Source organism: Saccharomonospora sp. (assembly GCF_027317685.1).
Taxonomy (GTDB): Bacteria; Actinomycetota; Actinomycetes; order Mycobacteriales; family Pseudonocardiaceae; genus Saccharomonospora.
The window spans coordinates 1-16,228 of the sequence record NZ_DAHVQP010000040.1 but is presented as its reverse complement, the minus strand read 5'-3'; the positions used below and the strand labels follow the sequence as shown (position 1 = coordinate 16,228).

Sequence of the window (16,228 nt, the reverse complement as noted above, 5' to 3'; positions counted from 1 at the left end):
TTGTCGCCGATGGGTTCGTCGTCGGCGTCCTCGACCACGGCGGAGCCGACATAGCGGCCGGGGGTGAGTACGTGGTCGTGCTTGCGGATTTCCTCCAGCGTCGCGGAGTAGCAGAAACCGGGCACGTCCTCATACGTCAGTCCGGCCTTGCGGGCCGAGGCTGTGCCGCGCCAGGCGTGGTAGGTGTCCGCGATCTTGGCTAGATCCTCTTCGGTGAGGACCCGTTCGGTGCGGTCGACCATCGTGCCCATCGACCGCGCGTCGATGAACAGCACCTCGCCACGCCGCTCGGCCAACCGCTTCGCGCCCTGGGGTGTCTTGTCCTTGGCGAAGAACCACACGCAGGCCGGGATCTGCGTGGTGCGGAACAGTTGTGGCGGCAGCGCGACCATGCAGGCCACCAGGTCGGCCTCCACCAGCGCCGCGCGGATCTGCCCCTCGCCGGACTGTTTGGACGACATCGAGCCGTTCGCCATCACCACCCCGGCGGTGCCCTTCTCGCCGAGCTTGGACACGATGTGCTGCAACCACGCGAAGTTCGCGTTCCGCGCCGGCGGCACGCCATACCGCCACCGGGGGTCGTCCTCCTTGCGCGCCCAGTCCGACATGTTGAACGGCGGGTTGGCCAGCACGTAGTCGGCCTTCAGGTCGGGGTGCTTGTCCTCGTAGAAGGTGTCCGCCCAACGGCTGGACAAATCACCGTGCAGCCCGTGGATGGCCAGGTTCATCTTCGCCATCCGCCAGGTGCGCTCGTTGGCCTCCTGGCCGTAGACGGCGATGTCGTCCCGCCGTCCCTGGTGGGCCAGCACGAACTTCTCGGCCTGCACGAACATGCCGCCCGAACCACAGCACGGGTCGTACACCCGGCCCGAATACGGCTCCAGCACCCGCACCAGCAGCTTCACCACGCTCGCGGGGGTGTAGAATTCGCCGCCGCGCTTGCCCTCGGCGCGGGCGAACTTCTCCAAGAAGTACTCGTACACCTCACCGAGCACGTCCCGTGCCGGGCGTTTCTCGTGCCCGGTGAAACGCGCGTCACCGATCAGATCCACCAGCTCGGCCAGCCGCCGCTGGTCCACGTTGTCCCGGTTGAAGATCTTCGGCAACACCCCGGTCAACGACTTGTTGGACTTCATGATCGCGTCCATCGCATCGTCGATCAGTCTGCCCGGGTTGCCCTGTTTGGCTTGTGCCGCCAACTCGTCCCAGCGCGCCTCCTCCGGCACCCAGAACACGCCGTGACCGGTGTATTCGTCGATGTCCTCCAGGAAGTCGTCCAGCCGATCAGTCGGGACGCCCTGCTCGGTCAGCTCGGCGCGGATCTGCTCGCGCCGCTCGGCGAACGCGTCCGAGACGTACTTGAGGAACACCAGGCCGAGCACGAAATCCTTGTACTGCGCGGCGTCCATCGAGCCACGCAGCTTGTCGGCCGCCTTCCAGAGCGTGTCCTTCAAGTCCTTCATCGTCGGCATTCCGGGCAATGCGGCCTGCTCCGCTTTGCGCTTCCGTGGGGGCATCCGTCCTCCTGTGTCGTAGTGGGATCAGGGTTGAATGGTCAGGGTTCCGTTGGTCAACCCGGTCACGGCGATCTCGGTGAGCGCGTCCACGGCGGCGAGCTCCTGCTGCGCGATCGCGCGCCGCTCGGCCAGGGTGGCGAGCATCCGGTCAGTCTCCCGCACGGTCTGCACGTCGAGGACGGGGATCCGCCACTCCTCCAACCGCCGGGGTGCGCGTACCGCGCCGTCCGACCGGTGAGCGGCCGCTGCCGTCAACAAGGCCGCCAGCAGCCGGGGAGTCAGCCGCGCGCGCCCCTTCGCCGAAATGCGCAAAGCCCGCACCGGGAACTCCACCACGGAGAAACCGTCGTCGTCGACCATGACTGTGGGCACAGGGCTGAGCGTGACCAACACATCACCGGGTTCGGTCAAGGTCGCCCGTGGGTAGCGCTGCGCGAGCACGGCGCGGTCGATCCACCGTCCGGGCACCGCATTGGAAGAACCCAGGTCTTCTGGGCCGATCACCCGATGCGTCCCCTGCGCACCGATATCGCGCGGATCAAGGCGTGCGCCCCGGACCATGCTCACCGTCCCGGCTTTGATCAGCGAACCAATGCTCGCCAGCTCGGGTACCGTGGGCTGCGCCTGCACCATCCCGGTGCGCACCCGCGGTCGCCGAGTCTGCCGCGCGTCAGCCAGCCGCGCCAGCGTGCTCTCCAATTCCGCCACGCGGGCGACCGTCCGCGGCACCTCGGTACGGCGTTCCCGCACGGTCGGCAACCGTGGGACAACCAGCGGCCCTCCGGCCTCGACCAGGTCGGCGACCTCGACCTCCGCACAATGGGTCCGGGTGTGCTCCACCGGCCGGTGGCCCGCCCTGCGCCAGGTCACGACGTCGGTGACGAGTGCGTCCACGACAGCGGTGGTCAGCTGAGCGTTCGACACATCGGCCACCAGCACTCGACCGCGCAGCGGCGAACGTCGCACGGGGCTGAGCACCCACAGTGCCGTCTCGTAGCCGGGGCGGAACGGCAACATACCGCCCGGCAACCGGATGACCGCTTCCACCAGGCCGCTGGCCAGCAGTTTCGCCCGGGCCCGCTCCTCCGGGGAATACCGTGACAGCGGCCCGGTCAGCACATCGGCGGGACCCCACACCACGCCCGTGCTGGACTCCGCGAGGCGCACGGCGATGTCGTCGATCCGGTCCAGCACCGCCATGGCCGAGCGGTTCTCCGCGGGCTGGTACGGGATCTGGGTCACGATCGCGTCCGGGGCTTCAGCTGTGTCTTCGGACTCCTCAGCAAGTTCAAGCCCGATGCTCACGTCCTGGTCGTCGATCGGCACCCCGTGCACGATCAACCTGCGTCGGAGTAGCCGAGCCAGGTAGGCGTCGGAATCGGCGGCCCTCACGACCGGGGCGCAGCTTTCCGGCAACAGCCCCAACAGCGGGATCAGCAGATCACCCGCCCCCGCAGCGGGGTCGGCGACGGTCAACGAGGCACTGTGCCCGGCGCGTTCGGCCGCACCGGTGAGCTTGGCCACCAACAGGCTCAGTTCCGGCTCCGGCCTGCACGCGGCGAGGTCTCGCACACCGAACCGCCCGCGACCGGTCAGTAGGTGCTCGAACGCTCCGGGTACCCCCCACGCGGCCTCGATCAGCTCGTCGACGAGCGAAAGGAGGAGCCTCGAGGATTCTGGGAGGGACCGGATCTCGGTGAGCAGGAACATATCCTCGGGGTCCAGTTCTTCGGCGCGATCACGCAATTCGTGTGGTGTCGCATCGGCCAGTGGCTCGCCGTCCACAGCGACGAGGCACACCAACGACGTCACCACGGCGATCAGGTCACGTGGCGGTAAGCCCTCGCCGACAGTGCTGAAGGCGTGAAGACACAGGTCGAGCTCAACGGAGTCCTGTTCCGCGCGGCCGGTCCTGACCAGCCAGTCACACACCTCACGGGCCGAGAACAGCGGCTTCGCGCCCCCTTCGAAGACCGCGGCGGGGAAGTCCGCGTACCGTCGTCGCCACGTGGTGACCACCGGGCGGCGGACACCCGCGAGCTGCGCGATGTCAGCCATCGACATCAGCAACGAGTCCCGTGTCGGGACGGCTGGACTGTCGAGCAACGGCGCCGCACCTCCCTCGCATCGTCGGGCCGCGGTCAGCCTATCGGCAAGATCAGCTCCAGTGTTACCTGAAAATTGATAACCCCTGTTATCGATTCTTTTTCTCTCATTCTCGCGGTCGTCGTCCCTAACTTGAGCTCATGCCGCCAGATGCACCTGGCACGTCAACGAACAGCCCTACTGGGAGCAGCAAGCATGAGTCACGATCCTTCCACCACACCGCGTAACAGCCTCGGTACCGCCGGGTTCGTCCTGGGGCTTGTGGGGTTGGTGTTCTCATTCATCCCGCTGGTCGGCGTCACCGCCTGGCCTTTGGTGATCATCGGGCTGACCCTTTCCGCCGTCGGTATCGCCAAAGCACGCAAGACGAAGGCCCCCAAGGGACTGGCGATCGCGGGAACCATCCTCTCCGCCATCGGCCTGCTTATCTGCATCACGTGGGTCGGCGTGGTCGGCAAGGTCGTCGACGAAGCCGAACGGAACGAGCTGAAGCCCGTGGAAGCCGGCCAAGCGCCCACAGACGATCAGCACATCGTCGTCTTCGAACTCTCCACGGACCAGGCGGTCAACGTTCGGTACGGCGACCTCGGTGATCAGCGAACGGTCGTGGTGGACCCGACCGACGACTGGCGACAGGAGTTCAGTTTCGGCGGTGGCTTGCACCACCTCACGCTGTCCGCGACACCGGTCGACAACAGCGACCTCGACAGCACTGTCACCTGTTCCATCACCGTCGACGGGGAAACGGTGGCACAGCAGTCGAACCCGTTCGGCGTCTGGTGCAGCGCCGAGGTCGACAAGTGAACCCGAGTCCGAATGCAAGCGACCACACCACAAGGAGTCCCGTGCCCGTGGAATTCGACTCGATGACCAACCAAGGGACCACGTCCCCATCGAAACTTCCGAAAACGTGGCCTTGGATCGTGAGCATCGTCGCCGCCTTTGTCACCGGCGCCGCCGGCGCACTGGGGATCATGAGCGCAGTCGGTGACGAAGAGAAGGCCGCGCCCACGCCTGAGCGTCTGTTCGAGGGCACTTCAAGTCCTGTTGAGCCCGCGGTGGAAGAGGAACCCCCTCCCACTCTGACCGCAGAAGATTTCACAATCGAGCTGAAGATCCTCAGCAAGCGGTGCTTCGGCTCCGCCGGCTGCAACCTCACCTACACAATCGGTCCCGTCTACCTCGGTGCCGAATCACTCGACGACGTGTCGGCCACAGTCACCTATGAAGTCCTGGGAGGCGACAGTGGACCTCAGATCAACTCGTTCACCTTGGATAGCGACGTGATCACTTACCAGGAGAAAGAGTTCATCTCGACCTCTTCATCCTCCACCGAACTCGAAGTCGAGGTCACGGACGTCTTCTGACAGTCAGTAAAAAGTTCTCGGGGCGGACGGTAGGACACATTCCTCGCCTCCTTGTTGCACCAACACACACGAAGCGACTTCGCTGCCAGACAGGCTCTGCGATCAACGAACCGATACGCATTCCTCGACTGGTTACCGTCCGTCGAGCAGCCGGAGGACCCGCATAACAGAACCACGGCACAGTACCGGGGACTTTGAACCCAAACGGCCAGCTCGCCGCGCGGTCCGACACAATCAAACAGTATTGGCCCAATCGAATGATTCGAAATGGTTGCTTCATAAATGGGGAAGGAATTGATCCGCTTCAGAGCCAAGCTCCCTGTTGGGGCACGCTCCGTATATGCGACACGGTGGGATTGTGAGTGAACGGCCAGCAGGTTGATGCGCTCCCGGTTGTTGACCTAATTCGTGTCGGAGCGAGCGCGGGACGTGATGACGAAGCAGCCTGCGCATCCTCCTCGCGGTGGCGGACACGACCCAGGTCCCGCGCCGTAGGCCGATTCCCGAGTGAGCGGTTGGACGGCTTTGTGCTGGGTCCGGTGATGGCGGCGTTGGACAAGGTCGAGTTCGACGGGGCCGCTGTCGGCGATGCGCTCTCAGAGGTCCGGCGTGAGGAGATGTCGGTGCATCCCGGCGTCCGTCGCTATGCCGAGCATGCGACGCGGATGTACCTCGAGAACTGCTCACACGAGGACGAGGAACTGCGCCCGGTCCAGGAGTCGTGGATCGTGCAACGCGTTCTGCCGTCGGTGGTATGGGAACTGTATGCGTGGGGGCGCCGCTACGAGGCACCCGATGGAGGGTTGCGCGAGTTTCGGTTCCTCCGGCTCGGCCCGGCACGTGAACGCAGTCCGGCGGAGATCGCGATCGCAGCGTTCGTCGCCGCGTTCGGCACGCCGGCTGCCTGGCCGAAACCGTGGTCAGAGCCGTTTCAACCGTCGGGGCGCGCAGGCGCGAAACGGGTCCGGGTGCTGGAGGTCGGCCTGGTGGACGGGTCGGTGAAGCTGTTTCTGGACGCTACGGCAGACGACGTCGAAGCGTATTTCGCGGAGCACGGCCGGGGCCGGATCGGCCAGATCGCGACGGGAGAGGAAGTGGTCCCCGGCTTCGGGTGTGCCACGTGCAAGCGGATCGCGGTGTGCCATGGCCCAGTGCGCGTTCCTGGGCTGCTGGGCGTGGAGTCCGGGCAGGGGCCGCTGCGAACGATCTCGGTCAGCGGTCTTCGTTACTACCGGACATGTCCTGCGCAGGCGTACCTGCGTACCGTGCATCTACCGCGTGCTTACGAGTACAGCGCCGAAGCCGAGATGGGCCAGGCGGTTCATGCCTGGCTGGAGAAAGTGCACCAGCGCCATCAGGGTGGGTGCGGCACCGAGATGATGCCGAGACCGGGCGAGGACTGGTCAGCCGGCGAGTGGCGGGTGAGAAGCGAGTTCGCAGATCTTGGTGCCCGCATGCTGGCGCATCACGTCAAGGTGTGCCCGTTTCAAGAGGCGCCGGACATTGACTCCGTCCGGCTGGAGCCTCGGTTGACAGTCTTCGACACGACGGCGCGCGCGGTCGTGGTGGCGAAGCCTGACCTGGTGTATCGCGAGGAGGGACGGTGGGTGTGGCGGGAGCTCAAGACCACGCGGAAGCCTCGGCGACACCTCCTGGATCCACTGGAGGAATTCCCCCAGCTCGCTCTCGGTGTGGCGATGCTGGCCGCAGGTGTGCTGGGTCCGAGCGGCGCTGGCCGGGTCGAGCTGGAAATCCTGCGGCCGTCGGGCGCCGAGATCGTATTGATCGACCCGAATGACCCCGAACGGGTGACCACTGCACGACGGGTCCTGCGCGAATGGGCTGGTCCATGGCGAGCGGACTCCTCATTCGAGGCGCGTCCCAGCCAGAACTGTCGGTGGTGCCCGGTATCTCGATGGTGCCCAAGTTATCCAGGGCACCACCCGGAACAGAAAGACGACGAGGAGAACGGTGCCGTCACACGCACACCAGCCGAGAGCTGATCTCTTTTTCGAAGGCGAGAACCTGTTGAGGATGGTCGCGAGTGCAATAGTGCGACTGTCCCGGCAGAACGGCCCGGGTGATCCGGTTTACGACGCGACAGTGCAGAGTGCCTACAACCAGCTCGTGCTGCTGTGCCTGCGTAAGGGACACACCCCACCGGCCAGTGTGCCGGACATGATCCGGTGGGCAGCGCAGCGTCCGATTAACGAATGGCCATGGACATTACCGGACGACTTCGTCAGCGACGACGTTTTCCTGGTGGACGGCCTGACCCGTGCGCCGACACAACAGTGTTGGGAATGGCGTGTCGTGGCACGAGACGTCGCGGCCGAGCAGGTGGAGAACCAACTGATGCGGGAAGCGCTCGCAAAATGTCAAGCGGCACAGGCACCGGAGTCCTACACTGCGTTCCGAAAGCTGTTGATCCGTCGTCCGGTGCTCACCGAGACCGAACGCGCCGCGGTGACCGACGATCTGGACCTCGCACCGCTGCGCGAGGTGATCCAGCACTGTTATGAACCCGCGCCCGCGTCCTACTTGCGTGACGGCGCCTACGCGATATGCGCACGTTGCGGGTGTTTGCTGGTTCCTCTCGGGCGGGATCGCTACATCTGCGAGTTGGACCGGTGCCGACGTGACCAGCATCCCCGGGTAGGTCGGACGGTGGAGGCTCGCCTCGGGCGCGGCCTCTACCAACTCAACCGGCCGCTACGAATGTTCATCACCGGCCCCGGCCTTGCCGAGACCGACCTCGAATCCGAACTGATCCGCCGGGGATTGCGCCCGACGATGTGGCCGAACTTCGACGCGTACGACTTGCGGATCACGCTACCGCGAGGCCGAGTGTGGGCGGTGGACGTGAAGGACCGGGCCAACCCGGCGCTGCTGGGGCGCAGCGCCCTACCGCTGCGAGACGACCCACCTTACGACGAGGGATTTCTTGTGGTGCCCCAATACCGGTTTGACGAACGCGAGGACTACGGCCGCGTGTTCGCACACCATCAGCGCGACGATCTGGCTGGCGCGGTGGATTTGATCTCCGATACCGAACTGCTCGCCAGGGTGGATCGGGAACTGGCGCGCGGCCACTCGGGCAAACTTGCCACGACAGTCTCGGAGGCCACAGATGCGTGACCGCAGTCGGTGGCACAACCAGTTACTCAGCCAGCTCACCCCGGTCTGGCCGAAAACACCGCAGAGTTTCTCACCGGGACAGATGCTCGATGTGGAACTCGGCCTCTACCTGTTGCGGGCGGTGATGCCCGAGCAGACGGCGCGGAACGCATGGACCTTGTTCGGAGGGTATCCCTACAGCGAAGTGTTCGGACGACACGCCCCAGATACACCACTGCGGATAATGCGGAGCCGGCACTACTTATGGGACATGCGGCGACGAACGGAATGGCTCCGTGAACTGGAGAAGTACCGGCAGGTCCCTCAGGAGCTGCGTGGTTATCTACTGGACGACGTGGACTGCGTCCCGGTACCGCGTGAGCCCAGCCGCGCGGCGAACCGGTTCGATGTCTACGAGAGGTTGCTGACCTCACCACCGGAGTTCGCCCGTCATTCGCTACCGCTCGCGGGTCCGGGTGAACACGAATTCTTCGTCCGCGACCGCCGCTACTCGGTCACGTTCTCGGCCGAGCTCCTCGCCAGCGTGCCTCGTCCTGTTGGGCACGACCTCACCGCGCGGCCGCCCGGTGCGGGCGCTCCGGTGGAGGTGACCTGGACGGAGCTGGAGGACGCGGCCGTCAAGATGGACGCGATCGAACAGAATCTGCCGGGCAAGCGCAACGACTGGGTTCGGCGCCTCGGGCGGGTCAAGCTCCTGATCCGCGACGACACCCAGGGCGAGTTCGTCCCGTCCGAGCAGCTGCGAGTCGACCGGCTGATGAACCTGGTCGGCATGGTCGGCGCCGGAAAGTCGACATTACGTGACATTCTGGCTTTCTGGGCGGCCACCGAAACCGGTCGACGCATCACCATCGTCGTCGGTGACGTGGCCGAGACCTTGGCGATCGTCGACCAGTTCGATCGGCTTGGAGTCGAGGCCGCTCCGATCGTGGGGCACTCGACGCGCGAACGTCATCTCGAACGGCTGCACCGGCGCATGGGCTCGGCCGGTGCGGACACGATGCTCGACCACGACCACCCCAGCTTCGACTACCTCAGCAGCGCATGCCCGGTCGACGCCCTGCGCGGCCTGGAGGCGAGCCAACCGCTGCGCATAGGCGAAGCCCCTTGCGACGCCCTGTACCCGGTGCGGCGCGATCACTCCGACTCCGACGATCTTCTGGCACGAGACCGTGCCGGTGATCGAACCAGCTTCTCGCCCCGGAGGGACCGGAAGCGGCATGTTTGTCCACTATGGATGGTATGTCCGCGTCACCACGGAGCGCGCAGCCTCGTCAACGCGCGGATCTGGGTGGCCACCCCAGCGAGCCTGGTTCACAGTGGAGTCCCGTCGACACTACATTCTGAACGCTTGCGGCATCTGGAGCTTGCGTGTCGGATGAGCGATCTGGTGATCGTCGACGAAGCCGACCGGGTACAGATGCAACTCGACCGCGCGTTCGCTCCTGCGACCACCCTTGTGGGCCGATCACCTGACTCATGGCTGGACGAGGTCGCCAGCCACAAGGTGGCCGAGCTGGCGCGGCGCGGGCGCCTCCAACTGTCCACATGGGAAGTCGATGACTGGACCAGCGCCGTGGACACCGTCTCCGCCGCTACCGACCGCCTGTACGCGCTGCTGATCGGCACCCCACCACTGCGCAACTGGATCACCGAAGACTACTTCAGCGCGCTGACACTACACCGGTGGTTGATCCGGTCCTGGTTCCCCGACCTGATCGGCCATGACACCGATCCAACAGCGGACACCGCGACCTCGACGCACCACGCGCAGCGTCAGATACGCATGGAGTATGTCGAGGCGGTGCTTGATCAGTTCCGTGACAACCCGCTCGAGGAACAAGACCCACGGGACGAGAACGACCAGGTCACCCCCACAGCGAACACACTGGTCACTCTGACGCTGCAACTGCTGCACGTCCAAGCCGGTTCGTCGATTCGCAAGCGCTTGCAGAACGTACTGCTCGACCTCGTCGGGCAGGATCCGGCCATCGCCGACGACCTGGAGACCCACGCCCAGCGCTTCGAGCTCACCCTCATCCTGGCCGCGCTGCACCATCGGCTGGATCGTATGACGATCCTCTGGCCGCGGGTCGAGGCCGCACTCAACCTCGAAGCGACCTCGAATGTGCTGTCACGACGCCCGCCCAAGGACTACGAACCCGTCATACCGGAATCCCCGATGGGCAACGTTCTGGGGTTCCAGTTCCAGCTCGGCGAACGAAACGGCGACGGTGACCAAAGCGGCGAACTACGTTTCTTCCGCTGCAGCGGTGTTGGTCGAGAGCTGCTCCTCGCCCTTCCTCATCTGCCTGCTGTCGATAACCGGCCCGGGCCCCATGTCCTGCTCATGTCCGCCACCAGCTGGGCGGGCACCTCAACCCGCTACCACGTCCACGCCCCCGTCGACGCGGTCTTACGACCACACGACGACGAAGTCAATTTGATCCTCGACACCACGTTGCGCACACAGTTCCTCTACTGGCCTGGCACGTCACCACCGAGACCGCTCAAGTTGTCCGGTAGCAGCCTGGAGAATCGAGAGAAAATTCTCGAACAGATGCTGAACCAACTCGCCATACCGGACCGCAGTCTCGGTGACGCACCGAGCATGCTCGATACAGAACTCGCCGAGCTCCGGGAGATCGACCCCGAGCGAGCCCGGATCCTGCTCCTTGTCGGCAGCTACGCCGAAGCCAAACACGCCGCACGCCATCTCGACCGCATCCCGGAATGGAGTGGGCGAGTCACCCAGCTGGCGTCCGATGACGCCGACCTCGACAACAGTTGGATGGTTCTGCGTCGCGGTGAGCTGACCAAATTCCCCGACACCGGCAGTGAGATCCTCATCGCGCCGCTGCTGGCCGTGGAACGCGGCCACAACATCGTCCTGCCCGACGGTAAAGCGGCTATCGGTACCGTCTACTTTCTCGCCCGACCGCATCCACGACCCGATGACATCGCCCTTGCCATCCACGCGATCAACGACTGGGCCGTTCGACAGGTGCGCGGGCCCGCCCAGGCCTTCCACACCACCGCCCGCGTGGCAGGGACCCCGGACCGGGCAGCGCTGACGTTCCGCAGCACCGCCAGCAAGAAGTGGAACCGCTTCCTCACCAGACAGTTGGCGTGGAGCAGCCTCACGCCCGAGGAGAAGGAAAGCTTCACCTGGGACCAGCTCGTCGTGATGTGGCAGGTCATCGGCCGGCTGGTTCGCGGCGGTGTGCCCGCACGGGTCATCTGCGTCGACGCCGCGTTCGCACCCCGTCAAGCCGGTTTCGAAGCGACAGATACACCCGACACCAGTCTACTGGCCAGTATGCGAGCTGTTCTTCGCCCCTACTTCACTGATGACCCAGCGACCACCCCGCTCGACCGTTCACTCGTGCAGGCCCTCTACGAGCCGCTCTACCAGGCGCTCGCAGACTTCAACTGATCAACCTGGATAGGACACCGATGGCATTCAACGAACTCCAGCCCGCCGCCTTCATCCCCAGCCCAGGCCTCGAGGCTTTTCCCGTCGACCTGTACACGCTGAGCTTCCCCACTCACTGGCGCGAACCCGTCCTCGACCTGTATCGGGCCAACCGGTCCGAAACCGCTCGTGCCCGGATCAGGGAAGTGCCGATCCGGAAACTGAACTCCCTCATCCGCACCGTCGCCCCAGACCTGGTCACCGTCGACGCCAACGCATCCTTCGACGCCACCCGGCCCTGGTTGTACAGCCGATCCGCCTATCCGATGCGTCCGCTGACCCGGCTCGTCCGCGCCTGGCTCCACAGCCTCGCTCCCAGCCCCGAAGCGTGGCGGCTTTTCCGCGACACAGCCCGCATCGTCGACCCAGAGGAATTGAGTTGGATTCCAGAAACCGTCGACCTGCTCGAACACCGCATCTCACCAGGAGGAACCTATGAACCGGCCACCCGCCTCTACAGGGTGCTCCCCGAGATCCTCGCCGACCGCATCGCCGCACTACCGCCCTACGAATTCTGCGGTGAGCGTATTCATTTCCACCGCGTCGCCGTCGACGCCCGCGCTCATGGTGCGGAGCTGATGTCTTGGCCACCGCTGACGCATCGCGTCAAGGTCACAGACAAGGCCGCACGCAATCGATACGGAAGCCACCGCGACTGGCGCTACTCCGCGGTCATCAACGTGTCACTACGGACCGTGCCTTTCTCCCCGGTGCCGCGGATCCACCTCAGTACCCGAATTCGTCGCTGGGCCGCAGGTGAGATCCTCATGCCCGGGTCGCGGCGTGTATCCGCATACCTGCTCGCCCAGCAACCCTTCGTCGAGGACGGTCAGCGACCCGGTCGGTTCGCGGTAGCGCAGTTCGCCTGGAATCGCCGCACTCACCAGATCGAATGGACACAGAGCGGCCCTGAAGGCATGCTCGCCCGCATCGGTGCCATCGACAATCTCCCTGCCGCCGACGTCTTCGCCAAAGAACCGGACACGTGGCTTGACGGCCGGGACGGCATCGAAGGCGGGGCCAGCTATCACACGATGATGGGCTGGCACGGCGTTGGCGCCGGGCTCATGCCCGCCGAACGACGTCGCCTGACCGAATGGGTAAGTGCCGCCCTCGCACCCGAATTCGAACCGGCGCCCCCGCTGGTCCGCAGCAAGATCAAACAAAACCCGGCCAAACTCCTCACGCCGAACGTGTCCCTTCCCAAGAAAAACGCCACCGAGCAACAAGTGGAGGATGCGGCGACAGCGAACCAGCTCATCGACGCCGACAACGCGGCCCGACGGCGCAAATTCACCTCACTCGCGCTCGATGGGCGAGAACTCGTCGCGGTCCTGCTCTACCAAACCTCACACATGCGTGACCAGCTCATCAAGGCCGCCGAAGCCAACCTCGGGTTAACCGATCACCGTGATGAGGCCGGCCCCGCAGTATGGAGCTGGACTACACCAGAACTCCAGGTACGCATCCACGCACGCGAACTCGGCACTCTCGGCGCGCCCTTGAGCACAAACGAGCGGCCACCGAAAAAAGGCGACGAGCACATCACCGCTATCAGCCACCGCCGCGCCGCTGTCCGAAAGTATCTACGCGATCTTGCCTCCCAACTCGGTGAGACCACAGCCATCACGTTCATCGAGCTCGACGGGCGAGACAAGTACAAGCACCGCACCACCGACCCCAAGTTCGCGATCCGGCTCGGCTGTGCCGACGCCAGCATGGTCAGCCAGTTCTTCACCCCCACGGAAACGCGCTCTGGTGAGGGCGACGACGATTCTTTGTTCCGAGCCTCTGCGGCATGGGCCGACGGGCTACGTCAACTCGGAGTGCTCCTCGTTCCACCACACTCCCTCGGCGACAAAATCCCCGATAATCTCAACCAGCTCGCATTCTGGCTCGTCAAGCGGCAGGCCACCAGCGAGACAGGACGAGCACAATTCACTCCGGTCGCCGTTCTCATTCGTCCCGGGCAGAAGAGGATCCTCGGCCGCACACCTGATATGTCCGAGTGGGTGCCTTATCCACAGCTGTTGATCGAATTAACCGGACAGGTCCGCCCTCAGGAACTCTCCACCAAGGAACAACAAACAAAAACCGTAGCCGCATTCGTCCAGAACATCCTGTACGCGCTGCGGAGCACACCCACTCTAGTCGTCACCCACGCACATAACATCCGAAACAGATGGCCCTGGCTGACCAACACCGGTCTCCTCCATGACCGGATCCAACTCGGCGACACAAACGGCCCAACCCAGAGCATCGAACTCTTCGGTCAGCATCTCCGTCTCGCACGCATCGCCACCAATGACCGCGACGAAACACCACAATGGTGGGCTCCCAAAGGCGACGACTCGGCCGGGATCAGTAAAGGACTCTGGAAACTGCCGAATAATGACAGCAACGGCCGGGTCTTCTATAGCACAAGTCCCAAGCCTGGAACACACACATTGTCGGTGGAAGCAACAAAACTCACCCACCGGATCAACTCCAAGGGAGCGCCAGAAATCCGTCCGGGAAAGAACGCCTGGAACCCGGAGCTCCTCGAAATCACCATGCTCGGATGTTCGGACGACAGCGAAGCCGAACACCTGGCCATGTTCCTCCACCAGCAACGCTTTGCCGAGGACTACCGTGAAGCACTCGCACTCCCGCTGATCCAACACATCGCAGAACTCACCACCCAGTACGGTCTACCGCACGACAATGAACTCGATGAAGTCGACGAACCGATCGATTCCGATGACGAAGCACCGACGGCACTACTCTAGGTGTATGGACTCGCGAGGAGATGAGTTGGTGCGGGGACGGACGACTGATAGTCAATTTTCGACAGAAGTGTAGGGGGAACAGTAGTTGCAGTGAATATTCCTATCGTGTAGCGCCTTGGCGTGTTGCAGTTCGGAGTGCTAGCGCGAGATAGAGAAATTCTTCGACGAAGTTTCGGCGTAGCTTTTAGAGCGTGTCTTAGTTGATGGATGACCTCTATTCTGTGGACGATCTTCATAAAGCTGATGCCGGACGGACTGTGGCCTGTGGCCGAACCCTTGATTCCACTGGCAGGCCAGCTCCCGTAGGACGCAGACGAAGCGCTGATGTTCCTCGCGATCGTGTTCGTACTGACCAGCGGATGCGTGCGGCGACACCTGTCGCTCGGCTTCGGACCCACCGTGCCTACCACGCACCGCTGGTTCGTCCTATAAAGAAAGTCAGGACTGTGGTGTAAGTCGCTGGCAGCCAACACTCGCGACAACAGCGCTCTCAAACCCTTGTGAAGGCTGTCTCCCGTCGTCCGGTGTTGCCGAGGATCCCGGCGATGGCGAACGACAGAACGTCAGGCCTACGACACCCTCTGCTCCGCAGGTCTGGCCGTACTGCCACGGCTCATCTTCCATCGGCGTCGAGTTCTCCGACAAGCTCGGCTGACGCTGCTGGATCATCGAACGATCGTCTGGCCAATCGGATATCGACGTCAGATTCTGCGCTACGAACGTGAAGCCAACCACTTGCATGCCTTCCTCCCCTCGCTGCAACCCTCGCCTGTCCCAAGAAACTCACCAATGAGACACGCTCTGAAGAAAGCTTTGCTCGGGCAGATTGAGCTTCCAGACCCCACGTAACGCGTAGCGGATCACTTCCACATACGTGGTGAGCACATCAGCATGTTCGGACCGGCGGCGAACCCGACCCGGTGTCCAGTCCGGCCGCGGAGTACGACGAGGCCGCACAGACGGCGGCCCCCGTCGCTGACGACTACTTCTCCACAGTGGAATCCGAAGCCAACTCGTGCTCTGGCGAAGCCAAGACCAAACTACGCGGAGACAACTTACAAGCCCCCCCCGATAGAATCCTGTCGATCGCCGAAACCGCCGTGACCAATGCGAAGGCGATGATCGCGGCGGGTGAGGTGGTGTCCCAGGTCGTCGACATCGTGCCCCGGCTGATGACCGAGGCCCAACGGTTCCGGCCGCGACTGGTACACCAACTGAGTCAACCCGCCGGACCCGCTTAGCCGGCAGAACTGAGAGGCCTTCCACTTCGCCCAGGTAATCCCGTTTCATCGACTCGAATTCGCGGAAGATCCCGAGCCGGGAAGGGCAGAGCCATCTCCGAACACTCGTTGGGTAGTTTCGGGGCGACGCACTAAGTGGGATCTCTTCGGCTACGTGAAGAGATTCTCCAGCGGCTTCAACCTGTTGAACCAGGCGCAACGTGCGGCGGTGACCACGACACAACTTCCCGATAGTGGCACGCGACGGCCCCGCTGGACGTGATCTCCGGCGTGGCGGTATGTCCGCTGGACACGGTGTGGAATGAGGTGAGTCCCACGCAGCACGTGGGTCACTGCGGGGCGTGGGAGTAGCGATGTACACCGGCAACGGCGGGAACCTCCCGACACGTCCGCAAGCGACCGTCGTGAAGGTGATGCGCGGCACCGATCTCGTCGCCCTTGACCACCTCGTCGCGACCGGGATTCCGCACACGCTCATCGACTACGGCGACGGCAGCGAGTGGGCGGAGCTGCACCTCCAAGCACGCAGGCCGCGTGCTTGGAGGCCGACATGCGCCACTTCGTCGAGCTGCTCAGGAAGGGACCTACACACCCCTGGTTCTGCAGGACAGTCGAT

Annotated in this window: 9 protein-coding genes and 2 pseudogenes; 9 read left to right on the top strand and 2 right to left on the bottom strand. The window is 64.1% G+C overall.

The window, feature by feature from the left end; all coding sequences use genetic code 11:
• Together M7H19_RS04685 and M7H19_RS04680 are read right to left on the bottom strand one after the other, a co-directional pair.
• Nucleotides 1–1,517: class I SAM-dependent DNA methyltransferase (locus M7H19_RS04685; RefSeq protein WP_298177488.1), on the bottom strand; the 1,517-nt coding region annotated here is incomplete at its 3' end.
• A gap of 24 nt (nucleotides 1,518–1,541) precedes the next feature.
• The gene (locus tag M7H19_RS04680) at nucleotides 1,542–3,623 is read right to left on the bottom strand and encodes an N-6 DNA methylase (protein ID WP_298177486.1); all 2,082 of its coding nucleotides are present in this window, start codon (nucleotides 3,621–3,623) and stop codon (nucleotides 1,542–1,544) included.
• A 195-nt stretch (nucleotides 3,624–3,818) separates the two neighbouring features.
• On the opposite strand from M7H19_RS04680, the gene M7H19_RS04675 reads away from it, so the two are divergent.
• The 9 genes and pseudogenes from M7H19_RS04675 to M7H19_RS04635 form a co-directional block, all read left to right on the top strand.
• On the top strand, nucleotides 3,819–4,427 hold the full coding sequence (locus M7H19_RS04675; RefSeq protein ID WP_282772746.1) for a DUF4190 domain-containing protein: 609 nt from the start codon (nucleotides 3,819–3,821) through the stop codon (nucleotides 4,425–4,427).
• A 119-nt stretch (nucleotides 4,428–4,546) separates the two neighbouring features.
• Complete coding sequence (locus M7H19_RS04670) at nucleotides 4,547–4,990, top strand: hypothetical protein (RefSeq protein WP_298177483.1); 444 nt, start codon at nucleotides 4,547–4,549, stop codon at nucleotides 4,988–4,990.
• 527 nt (nucleotides 4,991–5,517) lie between these two features.
• Nucleotides 5,518–6,993, top strand: coding sequence for a PD-(D/E)XK nuclease family protein (locus M7H19_RS04665; protein WP_298177481.1), 1,476 nt, complete (start codon nucleotides 5,518–5,520; stop codon nucleotides 6,991–6,993).
• A gap of 31 nt (nucleotides 6,994–7,024) precedes the next feature.
• Complete coding sequence (locus M7H19_RS04660; RefSeq protein WP_298177478.1) at nucleotides 7,025–8,128, top strand: hypothetical protein; 1,104 nt, start codon at nucleotides 7,025–7,027, stop codon at nucleotides 8,126–8,128.
• Nucleotides 8,121–11,564, top strand: coding sequence for a hypothetical protein (locus M7H19_RS04655; protein ID WP_298177476.1), 3,444 nt, complete (start codon nucleotides 8,121–8,123; stop codon nucleotides 11,562–11,564). The genes M7H19_RS04660 and M7H19_RS04655 overlap by 8 nt, the downstream gene beginning before the upstream one ends.
• A gap of 20 nt (nucleotides 11,565–11,584) precedes the next feature.
• A complete protein-coding gene (locus tag M7H19_RS04650; RefSeq protein ID WP_298177474.1) occupies nucleotides 11,585–14,371 on the top strand; it encodes a DUF3962 domain-containing protein in 2,787 nt (928 codons plus the stop codon).
• A gap of 207 nt (nucleotides 14,372–14,578) precedes the next feature.
• Nucleotides 14,579–15,201, top strand: a pseudogene (locus M7H19_RS04645) (transposase).
• 90 nt (nucleotides 15,202–15,291) lie between these two features.
• Entirely contained in the window at nucleotides 15,292–15,612 is a 321-nt protein-coding gene (locus M7H19_RS04640; protein ID WP_298177472.1) for a hypothetical protein, read from the top strand.
• 341 nt (nucleotides 15,613–15,953) lie between these two features.
• Nucleotides 15,954–16,228: pseudogene (locus tag M7H19_RS04635) on the top strand (hypothetical protein); the annotation flags it as partial.